Genomic DNA, 14438 nt, shown 5'->3' with positions numbered 1-14438 from the left:
GTCGGACCTCTCTCCTAGATTGATCCGCTCCAACCCAATCAGGAAGGAGGGCCATGCCCGACCATGACACGCTGCTCGCGCGCGTCCGGAAACTCCTCGCGAAGGCGGAGGACCCGGCGGTCACCGAGGCCGAAGCCGAGTCGTACAACACCAAGGCCGCCGAACTGATCGCCCGGTACGGCATCGATCAGGCGCTGCTGGCCGCCTCCGGGGCGACCGCGGACGAGATCACCCAGATCATGATCCCGCTCGACAACCCGTACAGCCGGGACAAGGCGGGACTGCTCACGAACATCGCGCATCCGCTGCGCTGCCGGGCCCTGCTGCACCGGCTCGGCCAGTCGGTCACCGCGGTGACCGTGTTCGGTTTCCGTTCCGATCTGGAACGCACGGAGCTGCTGTACACGAGCCTGCTGCTGCAGGCGACCACCCAGCTGACCCGAGTCCGCCCGGAGAACCGGGTCTTCGCGGGCGAATCGCTGGCCGCGTACCGGCGAACCTGGCTGCACGGGTTCTCCGGCGCGGTCTACGAACGGCTCCGCAACAGTGAAGACACCGCCGCCCGGACCCATACGGCCGCCGCCGGTCACCGCTCGGCCGAGCTGGTGATCCAGGACCGGACGGCGATGGTCAAGCAGGCGTACGATGAGCAATATGGAGATCTGCGCTCGGCGCCGCCGAGGCGGTTGTCCGGCAGCGGCTACCTCGACGGGCATTCCGCCGGCGAGCGCGCCAACCTGAACACCACCGGCATCACCGGACGGCGCCGCGCGCTGCCCGTGCGCTAGCCGTCCTTCCCGCCGGGAGGGATCTCGTCCGGTTTCGGCGGCCGGACATTGTGGATATGCGCCTCTTCGCAGGCACCGTGAAGTTCGAAGTTCAGCCGAGCCACCGTGAGCGACAGGCGCCCGTTAGGCCCGCCTCGGACGACGTTCGCGTTATGATCATCCTGCCCGTCGTCCTCCCAGAAGCAGACAGGGCAGACCTCATACGCGCCGAGCTCGCCCACCGTGAGATAGCCACAGCAAGGGCAGGCGTGCCCACCGTCGCCTGGCCCTCGCTCTTCTCGCATGACGGAAATCCACCTCGTGAGAATCGCGTGTCCTCGGGTCTACTGAGGACATGATCGTGATCGAAGACCTGGCCACCCGGCCCGATTTGCGTGAACCCGCGCTCGCACTCGGCGGTGTCGGCGGCGAATTCCTCCAGCACGGCCTGGCAGGCCTGCTGGCGAAGTCGTCCCATCTGGCCGCCCGCTGGCCGGAATACTTCCTCGTACTGCTGGAAGACGGCGCACCCGTGGCGAGAACCGCCGCCGTCCCGGTCGGCTTCCCGACGGCCGAACGCCCGGAACTGCCGGACCACGGCTGGGACGCCGCCCTGATCTGGGCCGCGGAAGATCTGCTGAGCGCCCGTGAGACGAACACCCTGATCGCACTCGAAGTGATGGTCGCGCCAGGCCGCCGTGGTGGCGGCCTGGCCACAAAAGCATTGGAAGCGTTGAAGAAGCGCGCCTCGGAAACAGGTATGCGCAAGCTCGTCGTGCCGGTCCGCCCGGCCGGGAAGGAGAACGAACCGGAACTGTCCTTTGAGGACTACGTCGCCCGCCGTCGCGCGGACGGGCTGCCGGAGGATCCGTGGCTGCGCACGCATGAGCGGCTCGGCGCCCAATTCCGGAAAGTGGCGCCGTTCGCGATGACGGTCACCGGCACCTTCGCCCAGTGGAAGGCGTGGGCCGGCGTCGAACTCCGGGACGGCCTCACGGCCGTGCCGGGCGGGATCGCGCCGGTGCTCGCCTCCTCGGCGCTGGACGTCGGCGTCTACACCGAACCGAACGTCTGGCTCGAGCACCTGGTGGCCGGAGTCGGCGCCTCCTAGATCGCTCTGGCATGTGCAGGTGCTCGGCATGACCGCCACCGGACCGTCCGGCGACGAACTGCTGGGGCGCTGACGAATCCACACCGGCTGCGGATCGTCGCGGTGCTGCGCGCGGAACGCGCGTATGTCAGCCAGCTGGCGCGAGAGCTCGGCATCAGCCGGGCGCTGTCGCAGCTCCGCCTGCGCGAACTGGAGGCGGCCGGGCTCGTTTCGGCCACCTCGGAGCTGTCGGAGGACGGGAGGTGATGAAGTTCTACGAGGTGGAACCCCGAGCACACCGGCACCGGATGACGAGGGGGAACGAGCGCGAACTGGTATCAAGGGCAGGAGGTCGCCGGGCTGATCGGCATTTCCGTGTTCCTCACCGTGGTCATCACGGTGGTCGTGTGGCAGTTCGGCGCGACCATCCGGGCCAGGGGCGCGCTCGCGCGCGAGCAGGAACGATCATGGTCGGCGTGTTCAGCGTCTTCATCACGCTGAGCGCCATCGAGTACAAGATGGCGGGCGTCGATCGGGGAACGGGCGTGGCGGCGCGACCGTAAATCCGTGGCCTGCGAACGCGTCCCGGAACTATCGTCGCCGAATGCCTGACGAGCTCTTCGCCCACGCCCGGCTCGCTCCGATCTACGACGCCTTCGACGGCACCCGCGACGATCTGGAGCACTACCTCGCCATCATCGGCGAGCTCGGGGCGAAGAGAGTGCTCGACGTCGGCTGCGGCACCGGCTGCCTGGCCGTCCTCCTCGCCGCGCGCGGGATCGAGGTCGTGGGGGTCGATCCCGCGAAGGCGTCACTGGAGGTGGCGAAGGCCAAAGATCCGGAAGGGAAGATCACCTGGATCCGCGGCGACGCGAAAGCGGCGGGTGACGCCAGGGCCGATCTCGCGGTGATGACCGGGAACGTGGCCCAGGTCTTCCTGACCGACGACGAATGGCGCCGGACACTCGAAGGCATCCGCACCGCACTGGTGCCGGGCGGTCGCCTGGTCTTCGAGATCCGGCGCCCCGGTCGCCGCGCGTGGGAGGACTGGGCCGCCGACACGGCCCACGAGGTCATCGACGTCCCGGGCGTCGGCGAGGTCGAGCAGTGGCGTGAGGTCACCGAGGTGAACCTCCCGTTCGTGTCGTTCCGGTACAGCTACCGGTTCTCCGACGGCGAGGTCGTCACCTCGGACTCGACCCTGTGGTTCCGCGAACGCGAAGAACTGGAAGCTTTGCTGGCGGAGCACGGTTTTCGCGTCCTGGACGTCCGGGACGCCCCGGATCGTCCAGGACGCGAGTACGTGTTCATCGCCCAGCGGGACTAGAGGACTTCGCCGTCCGGAACTGTTTTCGGTCCGGTGATCTTCACGTCGCCACGCACGACGACACCCTTTCCGAAGGTGACGTCACCGTCCACGGCGAGGCTCGTGCACTCCTTCAGCGAAGGCGCCGAAGGGATACGCGCGTCGAAGTCCGGCAGGAGCTTGTAGAACTCTTTGCTCAGCGAAACGACCGGCGGGGTGGTGGTGAACTCCGGGATCATCTCCCCGCTCTCGTCGAGAACGTACGCGTCGGACCGGACGACGAGCAGGTCGTCGGTGGTCTTCACCGGCGCGAACCGGGTCCGCGGGATCTCGATGGCCCGCGCGCCCTCGACGGAGCCGATCGCCGCGCCCATCGCCGTTTCGAGCTGGATCACCGGCGTGCTGGCCGCGTCGGCCGGATCGACGGTCTTCCGGTTCACGATCAGCGGCAACTGCGGCGCGGCCGGGTCGGCGTCCTGCAGGGCTTTCAGGCGTTCGAGGTCGATCCAGATGTTGTTGGTGTTGTAGAACCGCCATTTGCCGACATCGCCGAACGAGTCGTCGCCGTCGGGTACCTGCGCGGATTCACGCAGGACGATGCGGCCCGCGCGCCGCGCGAGGTGCCCGCCCTTGCGATCGGCAGCGGTGCCGAGCACCGTCTCCATCGCGAACGGGATGTCCTCCTTCGCCATCCACGCGGCGATCCGCGCGTCCGGCAGCGCGCCGAGGTTGTCGGCGTTGGACACGAAACACCAGCGGATGCCCTCCGCCAGCATCGTTTCGAGCATCCCGCTCACCGCGAGCGCGATGTAGATGTCGCCGTGTCCCGGCGGGCACCATTCGAGTTCCGGGTTCGACGGCCACTCGGCGGGCTTGCCGTCGGCGGTGATCTTCGGCTCGCGGCCCTGAAGGAAGTCGGCCGGGATGACGTCGTCGGCGAGATCGGGATACTTCTTCAGCAACTCCAGCGAAGGTTCGCGGGTGCCCGCCGAATTCATCAGGATCAGCGGGAGCCGCGCGTTGTACTTCTCGCGGGTCGAAAGGACCTGCATGGCGATGACGTCGAGGAACGTCTTGCCCGGCTTGATCTCCAAAAGCGACTTCGGCCCGGTGAGCCCCATGCTCGTGCCCAGCCCGCCGTTGAGCTTCAGCACGGCGGTGCGGTCCAGCACCCGGCGCGCTTCTTCGGCGTCCGGCTCGGGTAGTTCGACGAGCCTGCTGATGTCCTCGAGCGGTTCGAGTTCGTTTCCCGGCAATTGGCCGGCGCCGGGTTCGGACAACTGCTCGAGACGCCGTCGCAGGGCCGCCAGCTCCATGGCGTGGGCTCCCGCGGAACGCATTTTCGACAGCGTTTCGGCGAACTGATCGGACAGGTGCGCGTCAGAGCTCATTGTGCCCTTTCTGAACCACTGCGTCGGGGCGTCAGTGTCGTTGGTGAACCCGCGACCGCGATCGACGTCGGCAGGACGCGGCCTCGTCATACCTGTCTCGGTGACGAGCAGGGCGCCCTGCCACCGCGATAGCGGGGCCTGCGGCCGGGGCGGGTTCACGCTCGGCGTCACTTTCCCGGCTACGTCTCAGCTCCGCGAACAAGCGTCAGTCTATTACCGGTCGCGGAGCCAGGCCGTGCTCCGGGGTCAGTACCCCGGTCATGCGGACGTCATGCGGTTCCGCGGGTAACGCGCGCACGAGTTCGGCGTCCCGGACGACGGCGATCAGCGCGGCGTCCGGTGCGGCGAAGGCGAGCGACCGGTCGTAGTACCCGGCGCCCCGGCCGAGCCGGACCCCTTCGTCGTCGACGGCGAGCGCGGGGATCAGCACCAGGTCGGCCGTTCCCAGCGTGTCGGGGCCGAGGCGGCGCCCGGTCGGTTCGAGCAGTCCCCGAAGCCTGCCGGGCGCGAGACTCGACGGCCCCTCGAACGCGGCCCACTCCAGCGGCCCCGGCGTGTCGGGGACGATCGGCAGCAGCACGCGTTTCCCCTGGTCGAGAAGTTGATCAAGCAGCGCCGTCGAACCCGGTTCGGTACCGAAGGGCACGTAGGCGCACACGACCTCGCCCGGCAGCCGGGCGGCCGCGGCGGCGAGCGCCACCGCTTCCCGCGACCGCACTTCCGACACCTGCGAACGTCGTTCGGCGGTTATCCGGGAACGCCACTCCGCTTTGCTCAGGTGTTCATTGCCGGGCTTGCCCACGTGGTCAGGTTAGGCTTCACGCCTATGACAGGCGCAGCGACCACCCCGGCGGCACGGACCACGAGGAGCTTGCCCGATCGGGCGATTTCCGCGGCTTCGGACCGCATCACTCCTGGTAACGGTGGTGAACTTCAGTTCACCGACGGGCCTTCATCGCGTGCCTGGTCGAACGAACGGATCGAGATCCCCCAGTCATGACGGAGCCCATCGCCGAAGCGGCCGAGACCGAAGACGCGGGACAGTTCCGTTCCGTCGAGGATCAGATCGCGCTCACCCTGGACGCCGCGGTGCGCCCGCGCCCGGTCCGGGTCGCCATCTCCGAGGCCCAAGGCCTCCTGTGCGCCGAAGAGGTCGTCGCCGAACACGCGCTGCCCGGTTTCGACCAGGCCGCCGTCGACGGCTACGCGGTACGAAGCGTCGACGTCCGCTCCGCGGGCCAGGAGCCCGTGCAGCTGCCGGTGGTCGGCGAGATCGCCGCCGGTTCCCGCCAGCCGCGGCGCTTGCAGCCCGGCCAGGCCGTGCGGGTCGACACCGGCGCGCCGCTGCCCACGCTCGCCGACGCCGTCGTCCCGACCGCCTACACCGACGGCCACCAGGCCAAGGTCACCGTCCACAAGTCCGTGCCGTCGGCGGGCTACGTGCGCCGGACCGGCGAGGACGTCCAGATCGGTGACGTCGCCGTGCGCAAGGGCGACACCATCGGTTCGGCCCAGGTCGGCCTGCTCGCCGCGGTCGGCAGGGCGAAGGTCCTCGTCTACCCACGGCCCCGGGTTTCGATCGTTTCCGTCGGCGACGAGCTGGTCGACATCGACCGCACCCCGTCGGTCGGACAGGTCTACGACGTCAACTCCTACGCGCTGTCCGCGGCCGCACGGGACGCGGGCGCCGAGGTGAGCCGCGTCGGCATCGTCCCCGGCGATCCGAAACGGCTGCGGGAGGTCGTCGAAGGCCGCCTGCTGATGTCGGAGATCGTCGTCGTCGCGGGCGGCGCCGGCGGAAGCGCGGGCGACGAGGTGCACGCGGCGCTGTCGGACCTCGGCCACATCGACATGACACGCGTCGCCATGCACCCCGGTTCCGTGCAGGGCTTCGGCAGGCTCGGACCCGATTCGGTGCCGACGTTCCTCATCCCCGGCAACCCGATGAGCGCGCTGGTCGTGTTCGAGGTCCTGGTCCGCCCGCTGATCCGCGCCGCGCGCGGCACCCGCAACCCGCACCGCCGCATCGTCGGCGCGCGGCTGCTCTCCCCGATCACCTCGACCAAGGGACGCAAGGGTTTCCTGCGCGGCCAGCTGCTGCGTGACGAGGGCAACGGTGAGTACCTGGTGCAGCCGCTCGGCACCTCCGGCGCGCATCTGCTCGCGTCACTGGCCGAGGCGAACTGTCTGATCAACATCGACGAAGACCTCACCGAGGTCGCCGCGGGCGAGCAGGTCAAGGTGACCTTCCTGGCCCAGCGGGCGTAATGGGCGCACCGATTTCCGGCGTCGCGTATCCGATCGAGAGCAGGCATCCCGGCTGGCCCGCGAAGCTGGGCCCGCTCCGGGTGCCCGCCGGGATCCTCGCCGTCCGGCCGGTCCGGCTGCGGGACGCCGGCGACTGGAGCCGCGTCCGGCTGCGGGACCGCGAACACCTCGAAATGTGGGAACCGACGGGCATCGGACCGTGGCCGGAGCGCAACGCGTATTGGTCGTGGCCGTCCCAATGGCTGGCGCTGCGCGGCCTCGCCAGGCGCGGGCAATGCCTCCCGTTCACCATCACGGTGGATGGACGCTTCGCCGGGCAGATCACTGTGGGTAACGTCATCCGGGCGTCGCTCCGGTCGGCCTGGATCGGCTACTGGGTGTCGTCGGACATCGTCCGCGGCGGCGTCGCGACCGGCGCCGTCGCCCTTGTCACCGACCACGTCTTCGACTTCGGCGGACTGCACCGGCTCGAAGCGACCGTCCGTCCCGAAAACACCCCCAGCCTGCGGGTTCTCGCCAAAGCGGGCTACCGGCAAGAGGGACTTTTCGAGCGATACCTCGATGTCGCGGGCGGCTGGCGGGACCATTTCTGCTACGCCGTCACCAAGGAGGAGACCGGTGACGGACTGGTCTCGCGGCTCGTCGCGAAGGGCCTCGCGGAGCGCGTTTGACCCCGTCACCGGGGCGTTCCGGTGACCGCGTTACCACAAGCTGTGAGATTCACCTAATTTGGTGATGCATTTTCCGTGATCGAAACCGGCGAGTCTGCGCGGCGTGTGTGACTGTTGTGGCTAGCGTGACTACAGCAGTGGATCGGGGGAGGTGACGGGAGATGCCCAGTTCGGTGATCATCGTCGCGCTCGCAGCGGCATGGCTCGTCGTTCTCGTGCCCATGGTCGCCCGCAAGCGCCAGCAGGTCGCACGGACGACGGACTCGGCCTTGGCGGCGCGAGTCGTGCGGAGCGGGAGCACACGCCACGAGGGACCGGAGGAGTTCGCGATGGCGGAGAACACGGAACCATCGGTAGAAGACGACCTGGCCGAACTCGAGGCGGAGCTCGACGCCGACCTCGAAGACGAGGCACCGGAGGCCGAGCCGCTTCCCCAGCCCTCGCGCACGGCCCGGCCCGAAAGAGAGCGCCAAGGCGCCGGCTACCGGCCCGGCCGGGGCGGATTCGACCCGGAGGCGGCGGACATCGCCGCGCGCGCCAAGTACGCGTTCCGGCAGCGGATCGTCATCGCCCTCCTGGTGCTGGTGGTCACCACCGCGGTCGTCGCCGGCTTCCTGACCCCGACGGTCTGGTGGGCCAACGGTGTCGTCGACGCCGTCCTCATCGGCTACCTCGTGTACCTGCGCCGCCAGGTCCGCATCGAAAACGAGATCCGGCAGCGCCGCCTCGCCCGCTTCAACAGCACCCGCGCCCCGCGCCGCCCGGCGGTCGACGACGAAGACCACGATTCTCACGAGTCCCGTGAGGACATCGAGGTCGTCGCCACCGAACGCCCGGCCGTCGTGGAGCGCAAACCGTCCCCGATGTCCCGCCTCCGGCGCCAGGCCGTCGTCGTCGACCTCGACGACGAGGACCCGGCCTTCCACGAGCTCGACGAGCCCGGGACCAGGCCTTTCCGGCGGGCCTCCGGAGAGTGACCCCCCTCGTTCGGGGCTCCATGAGCCACTGCTAAGCTCATGGAGCCTCAAATGAGGGCAAGCTTTACCAGGGGCTGTAGCGCAGTTGGTAGCGCGTCTCGTTCGCATCGAGAAGGTCAGGGGTTCGATTCCCCTCAGCTCCACAGCAGGTCAAAGGCCCTTCCCAGGGAATCGGGAAGGGCCTTTCGCTATTCGTACAGCCTGGTTGTACGAATCTTGTACGCGCGTGAACGACCTTCGATCGGACTGAAACCCGACGAAGGCGAGCGCGCATGTCCGAGCAGGTGCCCCCGGATCCCGCCCGATCCCCGTTCTCCCGACGTTCGCTGCTGCGCGCCGGCGGTGGTCTCGCCGCGACGACGGCACTGCTCGGCACGGGCGCGGTGTTCGCCACGCCGGCTTCGGCCGCCATGCCGGCGTCCAAGCGGTTCGACCTCACCAAGCCGTCCTATGACGAGTTCCGCAGCAAGATCCTGCACGAGTCGCATCACGTGATGCAGGGTTTCGCCTTCGACAACCAGAACGTGCGCATCTTCATCGTGAACGCCCGCAACGGCGGGACCGGCGACGACCTGTGCGTCACCCAGGTCAACTTCTCCGGCGAGATCCAGGGATCGATGCATCTCAACAACGCCGGGCACGGCGTTTCGATCGGCGTCGAACCGGTGGGCACCGACTCCTACATCTGGATGGAATGCGATTCGGACGGACCGACGAGCGCCGGTCGCGGGACGGCGCTGGCCAGGTTCAAGTTCGTCAACGGGGGCACGCCGTCGGTCAAGAAGTTCCTCACCGGCAGCAAGACGATCACCTGCGCCACCGACCCGATCAACAAGCGGATCGCGGTGCGCCGCAACGAAGGCGGGAAGATGTTTTACAGCGTCTATCCGCTCGCCTCCGCCGCGGCCGGCAACTTCAGCTCCCCGCTGGTGCATTTCGCGCAGCCCGCGTTGTCCACCGTGCCGGTGACCTTCCAGGGATACACCATCTACGGTCAGTATCTGTACACATTGGACGGTACGGGGCACGCGGATCCGGCCGACATCAACTCCTACGTCACCTGCATCGACATGAACACCGGCACGGTGAAGAGCCGCGCGCTGACCAGGGCGGGGAAATCGCTGGTGTTCCGCGAGCCGGAGGGACTCGGGATCTACCGGAGCCTGGCCGGGGAAACCCGGCTGTACATGGGTTTCGGGTCACGCAGCAGCATGGGGAACATCAATCGCTACGCGAACCTGTTCTACAAGAACGTCCTCATCGACTGAAACGCCGAAGAGGCCTGTCCCGGAAGGACAGGCCTCTTCGGGCGGACGTCACTTGTCGCGCGGGGTGTTCTGGTACGCGGCGAGCCGCCACTCGCCGTCCTGGCGGGCGACGGTCCACGAGGCGCGGATCGCGTTGTGGTCGGCGACCTCGGACTCGCCCTTGTACAGCACGCCGCCCTGGGTCAGCAGCACCGCGGAGTCCGCGGACAGGAAGCGCAGGCTGACGGGCTTGCCGGTCACCTGCGTGCCCTTGTAGTTGGTGGCGTAGGCATCCTTGAGGAACGCCCGGATCTCCTCGCGCCCGTTGGCGAAGCTACCGGCGAGGATCATCGTGCCGTCCTCGGTGAAGACGTCGGCGAACGCGTCCGCGTCGTGGTAGGCCCAAGCGGCGATGACCTTCTGGGTGAGGGCCGCGATGGCCGCCTTGTCCGCGTCGGTGACCTTGGCGGTTTCGGTGGTCGTCATGACTTTCCTTCCTGAAGGTCGTCAGATGTAGAGGGTGTTCGGCTCGAGCCCGCACAGCACGCGCCCGTACAGCTCGTTGTTGGTGTCGGGGTGCATGAGCGCGTGCAGGTTGACCGCCTGGATGTCGCGGACGATCCGCTGGATCGGGACGTCGGAGAAGATCGACGAACCGCCGCTGGCGTTGGCGAAGATGTCGATGGCTTCCTTGCTCAGCTTCACCGTCGCGCCCATGTCGGCGCGCGCCTGGACGCGTTCCTCGAGCTTCCACGGCGTGCCGTCGGCCGCCTTCCCGTCGACGAGCGAGGTCAGCCGGGTGGCGTGGAACTCGGCCTCGTCAAGCTTCAGCGTCGCGTCGGCGACCTGGTGGTGCGTCAGCGGCGCTTCGCGCTGGCTTTCGTAGGCGGTGTAAGTGATCTTGCGGTTCGGCAGGCGCTTGAGGAACTGCTCCTTCGCGGCCCGGCCGAGGCCGACGACGCTGCCGACCGACGACGCCGCGGCGACCGGGAGCAGGGGCGCGCGGAAGATCTCCAGCCCGGCGTTGGCCGTCGAGGAGTACTGGCCCTGCAGGACCGCCGGCAGGCTGATGATCCGCTCGCTCGGGATGAACAGGTCCTTGGCGACCGTGCTGACGCTGCCGGTGCCGCGCAGGCCACTGGTCGTCCAGTCGTCGACGATCAGGAGATCCGACATGGGGACGACGCCCATGACCGGGTACGGCTCCGCGCCTTCCTCGACGAGGACCGCGATGACGACCTGCCAGTGGGCGTGCCGCGCGCCGCTGATGAAGCCCCACTTGCCGTTGACGACGATGCCGCCATCGGCGGGCCCGGCGATCGCCGTCGGGCTGAGCGTCCCGCACACCCGGATGTCGGAGCGGGAGAAGACCTCGTCCTGGACCGAATCCGGGAAGAGACCGGTCATCCAGCTGGTGATCCAGCTGACCGCGGTCGTCCAGGCCGGGGACGCGTCGGCGCGGCCCAGTTCCGCGGCGACCTCGACGAGGGTGCGGGTGTCCGCTTCGAAACCGCCGTACCGTTTGGGAACCCGCAACCGGAAGAGACCGGCTTCGGTGATCGCCTCGATCGACTCGTCGTGCAGCCGCCGGTTCTCCTCCGTCCAGGCCGCGTGCTTCCGCAGCGTCGGAACCAGATCGGTGGCCCGCTGGACGAGCTGTTCGCGAGTCGGGTTCTCGGTGTTCGACACCATTTCCTCCTAGCCGTGGAACCGGGTGAGCTGGTAGCGGGAGGACACCGGTCCTCGCGTGAACCTGTTCCGACGATCCCAGCCGGGCGCGGCCATGACGTCTCTCCGATTGCGGCAGGTTTGAGGACGTGGGGTGCCCGGCGGCACGGAGACCATGAGTCGGCCGGGAGGGACTTCAGGTTCGCCCGCCGACAAAGAGGAGATCGTGGATATGGTCATCGTGATGACGCCGAACGCCACCGACGAAGAGGTGTGGGCGATCGTCGACCAGGTGGAATCCGTCGGTGGAAGCGCCTTCGTCAGCCGTGGGGTGAGCAGGACGATCATCGGGCTGATCGGTGATGTCGACCTGTTCGAAACCCTGAATCTCAGCGGGCGCCCCGGCGTCGCACGGGTGACCCGGATTTCCGCGAAGTACAAGCTCGTCAGCCGCGAACACCGGCCGGAAGGCCGGTCGACGGTCGTCGTCGGCGGGGTGTCGATCGGGCCGGACACCACGACCCTGGTCGCCGGGCCGTGCGCGGTGGAGACGCCGGAGCAGACCCTCGAAGCCGCGCTGATGGCCAAGAGAGCGGGCGCCACCCTCCTGCGCGGTGGCGCCTTCAAACCCAGGACTTCGCCGTACGCCTTCCAAGGGCTCGGTGAACGCGGGCTCCGGATCCTGGCCGACGTCCGGGGCGAGACCGGGCTCCCGGTGGTCACCGAGGTGGTGGCACCGCACGACGTCGACATGGTCGCCGAGTACGCCGACATGCTGCAGATCGGCACCCGGAACATGCAGAACTTCGGACTGCTGCAGGCGGCTGGCCGCGCCGGGAAACCGGTGCTGCTCAAACGCGGGATGAACTCCACCATCGAGGAATGGCTGATGGCGGCCGAGTACATCGCGCAGCGCGGCTGTCTCGACATCGTGTTGTGCGAGCGCGGGATCCGGACCTTCGAGACCTCGACCCGCAACACGCTCGACGTCTCGGCGGTGCCGGTGGTCCAGCATCTTTCGCATCTGCCGGTGATGATCGACCCGTCGCATTCCGGGGGCCGCCGCGATCTCGTGCTGCCGCTGAGCCGGGCCGCGATCGCGGTGGGCGCCGACGGCGTGCTCGTGGACGTGCACCCGCATCCGGAGGAGGCGCTCTGCGACGGGCCGCAGGCGCTGGTGACCGAGGATCTGCAGGAACTCTCGCAGGCGCTGGACGCGTTGGGCACGCTGATGGGCAGGCGGCCGATGGTCGAGCCGTGGCGCCATCTTCGGGCCAGCTGATTCATTCCCGGCGCGACGCGGCGTAGGCGGCGGCCGCCAGTACGACCGCGAAAAGCGCGTACGAGGCGAGTAAACCGGTGCCGGAGGAGCTCAAAGCGCCACCCACGGCCCGGCCAAGCAGCTGCCCGACGCATTCCGCGGTGATGACGGCGGTCGCCAGTTCAGCGGCGGTGAGGCCACTCGAACCGGTGGTCGTGGCTCTGATGTACAGGCCCGGGTAGGCGAGTCCGACGCCGATCCCGGCGACGGCCCAGGCGGCGAGCGCCGTGGCGAACGAACCGCCGATGACGAGGACGGCGGTGCCGAGAGCGGTCATGCCCAGGCCGACGACGGGAAAGCGGGCCGAAGTGAACTTGGCGGCCACCAGGCTCGTCACCGCCCAGCAGAGCGGGGCGGCGCTCAACACGATCGCCGCCTGCCCGAGGCTCACCTGGAACCCGCTCGTCAGGAGCACGGTGATGAGACTGTCCGCGCCGAAATACCCGATGGCGAACAGCACCATCGCGCCGAGCGCGGCGGGGGTCCCCGGCCGGAGCCGCGCGGTGCCCGGCGGCAGGATCGCGATCGTCCCGGCGACGGTGATCGCCGCCCCGGCGAGCGCGAGCGGCCAGTGACCCGCGCTGAACACGACGAGTGCCGCTCCCAGCGGTACCGTCAGCGTCTTCGCGAGCGGTCGCTGTCCGTCCTCTGTGGACGGCTCGCCGCGGGCGGCGCGCACGACCAGCAACCGTCCGAAAAGGACGAACGGCACCGGGAGCAGCAGGGTCCACCGCCAGCCGACGAGGTGTTCCAGGCCCAGCGTCGCGGCCGGGCCGACCAGTGCGGGCACGATCCACATCGCCGAGGACGCCACGACCACGCGGATCCGCAGCCGGTCGTCGAGATGACGGATCGCCGAGCTGATCCCGAAAATCGCCAGCAGGCCACTGGCGAGCCCGGCGGCGAACTGACCGAGCGCGAACATCCACGCCGTCCGTGCCGTCGCGGCCAGGAGCAACCCGCCGAGATACGCGGCCATCCCGGCGGCGAGCGTGCCGCGCGGGCCCAGCCTGCCGAGAACCCGGCTCGCCAAGGGAAGCGCGACGAACAACCCCAGGGTCGAGCCGGCGATCAGGAGCCCGAGGTCGTTCCTCGCGTCGAGATCGGCGGCGACGATCGGCAGCAGGCTGGAAGCGACGAAACCGGTGACGGCCGCCGCGAACTCCAGCGCGACGATGCCGGCCGCGAGGAACAGCGGCCCCGCGCGCCGGGTCTCGGTCACGTGTAGAGGTCGCGGTCGTACAAGTTGAGCTGCACCCACACCCCGTCCGGGTCCTGGACGCGCATCGAGTGACCGAAGCCTTCGTCCATCGGCGGCCCCGGCTCGAACCCGGCCGCTCGCAGGCGTTCCGCGACGTCCTCCAACGGTTCTTCGGCCTCGAACGCCAGCTCACAGCGGCCGACGTCGTCGCCGGAGGACCGGTGGATGGCCAGCATCCCGCCCGCGGCGGGCATCTCGATCCATCCGCCGGGGCGCGACACCGGCCCGGCGCCGAGACCGAGCGCCTCGTAGAACCGCGTCATCGCTTCGACGTCCGCGCTGTAGCGGATCGGCATGACCTTCATCGCTCACGTTCCTCACTGGTCCGCAGCAGGTACTCCTCCAGCACCCGTTCGACGAACGACGAGAGCGACTCGTCGGCGTCGACGGAGGCGTGCTTCACCCGCTTGATGAGGTCGTTCGGCAGGTAGACGTTGAATTGCCGCTTGGTGACCTCAGCCATGCTCGCAT

Annotated in this window: 17 protein-coding genes and 1 tRNA gene; 10 read left to right on the top strand and 8 right to left on the bottom strand. The window is 68.7% G+C overall.

Annotated elements, in window-relative coordinates:
- Positions 1–53: 53 nt before the first annotated feature.
- On the top strand, positions 54–788 hold the full coding sequence (locus ACZ3HL_RS08550) for a DUF2786 domain-containing protein (RefSeq protein ID WP_125674159.1): 735 nt from the start codon (positions 54–56) through the stop codon (positions 786–788).
- On the opposite strand, the gene ACZ3HL_RS08545 is transcribed toward ACZ3HL_RS08550, so the two are convergent.
- The gene (locus tag ACZ3HL_RS08545) at positions 785–1072 is read right to left on the bottom strand and encodes a CPCC family cysteine-rich protein (RefSeq protein ID WP_465529707.1); all 288 of its coding nucleotides are present in this window, start codon (positions 1070–1072) and stop codon (positions 785–787) included. The two genes, ACZ3HL_RS08550 and ACZ3HL_RS08545, sit on opposite strands and share 4 nt — an antisense overlap.
- Before the next feature lie 50 nt (positions 1073–1122).
- Here ACZ3HL_RS08545 and ACZ3HL_RS08540 point away from each other — a divergent pair, with 50 nt between their 5' ends.
- The 3 genes from ACZ3HL_RS08540 (at position 1123) to ACZ3HL_RS08530 (ending at position 3184) form a co-directional block, all read left to right on the top strand.
- On the top strand, positions 1123–1878 hold the full coding sequence (locus ACZ3HL_RS08540) for a GNAT family N-acetyltransferase (RefSeq protein WP_465529705.1): 756 nt from the start codon (positions 1123–1125) through the stop codon (positions 1876–1878).
- A gap of 102 nt (positions 1879–1980) precedes the next feature.
- Positions 1981–2124 (top strand): hypothetical protein, encoded by a 144-nt coding sequence (locus ACZ3HL_RS08535; RefSeq protein WP_465529703.1) that lies wholly within the window; start codon positions 1981–1983, stop codon positions 2122–2124.
- A 337-nt stretch (positions 2125–2461) separates the two neighbouring features.
- Positions 2462–3184, top strand: a complete 723-nt coding sequence (locus ACZ3HL_RS08530; RefSeq protein ID WP_465529701.1) for a class I SAM-dependent methyltransferase — start codon at positions 2462–2464, stop codon at positions 3182–3184.
- Here ACZ3HL_RS08530 and ACZ3HL_RS08525 read toward each other — a convergent pair.
- Together ACZ3HL_RS08525 and ACZ3HL_RS08520 are read right to left on the bottom strand one after the other, a co-directional pair.
- A complete protein-coding gene (locus ACZ3HL_RS08525) occupies positions 3181–4554 on the bottom strand; it encodes a UTP--glucose-1-phosphate uridylyltransferase (RefSeq protein WP_465529699.1) in 1374 nt (457 codons plus the stop codon). The two genes, ACZ3HL_RS08530 and ACZ3HL_RS08525, sit on opposite strands and share 4 nt — an antisense overlap.
- Before the next feature lie 205 nt (positions 4555–4759).
- Positions 4760–5332 carry a 5-formyltetrahydrofolate cyclo-ligase gene (locus tag ACZ3HL_RS08520; protein ID WP_465411216.1) on the bottom strand — a complete coding sequence of 191 codons (573 nt, stop codon included), beginning with the start codon at positions 5330–5332 and terminating at the stop codon, positions 4760–4762.
- Between the two features lie 218 nt (positions 5333–5550).
- Here ACZ3HL_RS08520 and glp point away from each other — a divergent pair, with 218 nt between their 5' ends.
- From glp to ACZ3HL_RS08495, 5 genes are all read left to right on the top strand, one after another.
- Entirely contained in the window at positions 5551–6822 is a 1272-nt protein-coding gene (glp, locus tag ACZ3HL_RS08515; protein WP_465529697.1) for a molybdotransferase-like divisome protein Glp, read from the top strand.
- Positions 6822–7493 (top strand): GNAT family N-acetyltransferase, encoded by a 672-nt coding sequence (locus ACZ3HL_RS08510; protein ID WP_465410982.1) that lies wholly within the window; start codon positions 6822–6824, stop codon positions 7491–7493. Before glp ends, ACZ3HL_RS08510 begins: the two co-directional genes overlap by 1 nt.
- A 161-nt stretch (positions 7494–7654) precedes the next feature.
- Positions 7655–8470, top strand: coding sequence for a divisome protein SepX/GlpR (gene sepX / locus ACZ3HL_RS08505; RefSeq protein ID WP_465410981.1), 816 nt, complete (start codon positions 7655–7657; stop codon positions 8468–8470).
- Positions 8471–8540: 70 nt separating this feature from the next.
- Positions 8541–8613 (top strand) — tRNA-Ala (locus tag ACZ3HL_RS08500).
- A gap of 129 nt (positions 8614–8742) precedes the next feature.
- A complete protein-coding gene (locus tag ACZ3HL_RS08495) occupies positions 8743–9738 on the top strand; it encodes a phage baseplate protein (RefSeq protein WP_465529695.1) in 996 nt (331 codons plus the stop codon).
- A 48-nt stretch (positions 9739–9786) separates the two neighbouring features.
- On the opposite strand, the gene ACZ3HL_RS08490 is transcribed toward ACZ3HL_RS08495, so the two are convergent.
- Both ACZ3HL_RS08490 and ACZ3HL_RS08485 read right to left on the bottom strand, forming a co-directional pair.
- The gene (locus tag ACZ3HL_RS08490; protein ID WP_126736860.1) at positions 9787–10203 is read right to left on the bottom strand and encodes an SgcJ/EcaC family oxidoreductase; all 417 of its coding nucleotides are present in this window, start codon (positions 10201–10203) and stop codon (positions 9787–9789) included.
- Positions 10204–10224: 21 nt separating this feature from the next.
- The gene (locus ACZ3HL_RS08485) at positions 10225–11406 is read right to left on the bottom strand and encodes an acyl-CoA dehydrogenase family protein (RefSeq protein ID WP_465530017.1); all 1182 of its coding nucleotides are present in this window, start codon (positions 11404–11406) and stop codon (positions 10225–10227) included.
- 211 nt (positions 11407–11617) lie between these two features.
- Between ACZ3HL_RS08485 and aroF the strand changes: the two genes are divergently transcribed.
- Entirely contained in the window at positions 11618–12667 is a 1050-nt protein-coding gene (gene aroF / locus ACZ3HL_RS08480) for a 3-deoxy-7-phosphoheptulonate synthase (protein ID WP_465411214.1), read from the top strand.
- Between the two features lies 1 nt (position 12668).
- Here the strand turns inward: aroF and ACZ3HL_RS08475 are convergent, their stop codons facing one another.
- From ACZ3HL_RS08475 to ACZ3HL_RS08465, 3 genes are read right to left on the bottom strand one after another with little or no spacing between them, the layout of a single operon-like run.
- A complete protein-coding gene (locus ACZ3HL_RS08475) occupies positions 12669–13928 on the bottom strand; it encodes an MFS transporter (protein ID WP_465529693.1) in 1260 nt (419 codons plus the stop codon).
- Positions 13925–14272 carry a VOC family protein gene (locus ACZ3HL_RS08470; RefSeq protein WP_465529691.1) on the bottom strand — a complete coding sequence of 116 codons (348 nt, stop codon included), beginning with the start codon at positions 14270–14272 and terminating at the stop codon, positions 13925–13927. The genes ACZ3HL_RS08475 and ACZ3HL_RS08470 overlap by 4 nt, the downstream gene beginning before the upstream one ends.
- Positions 14269–14430: a hypothetical protein gene (locus ACZ3HL_RS08465; RefSeq protein ID WP_034305716.1), complete on the bottom strand. Its 162-nt coding sequence runs from the start codon at positions 14428–14430 to the stop codon at positions 14269–14271. Before ACZ3HL_RS08465 ends, ACZ3HL_RS08470 begins: the two co-directional genes overlap by 4 nt.
- Between the last annotated feature and the right edge of the window lie 8 nt (positions 14431–14438).

Source organism: Amycolatopsis sp. NPDC000009 (assembly GCF_055563465.1).
Note: the sequence above shows the minus strand (reverse complement) of the source record. Positions and strands in the feature narration are given on the sequence as shown.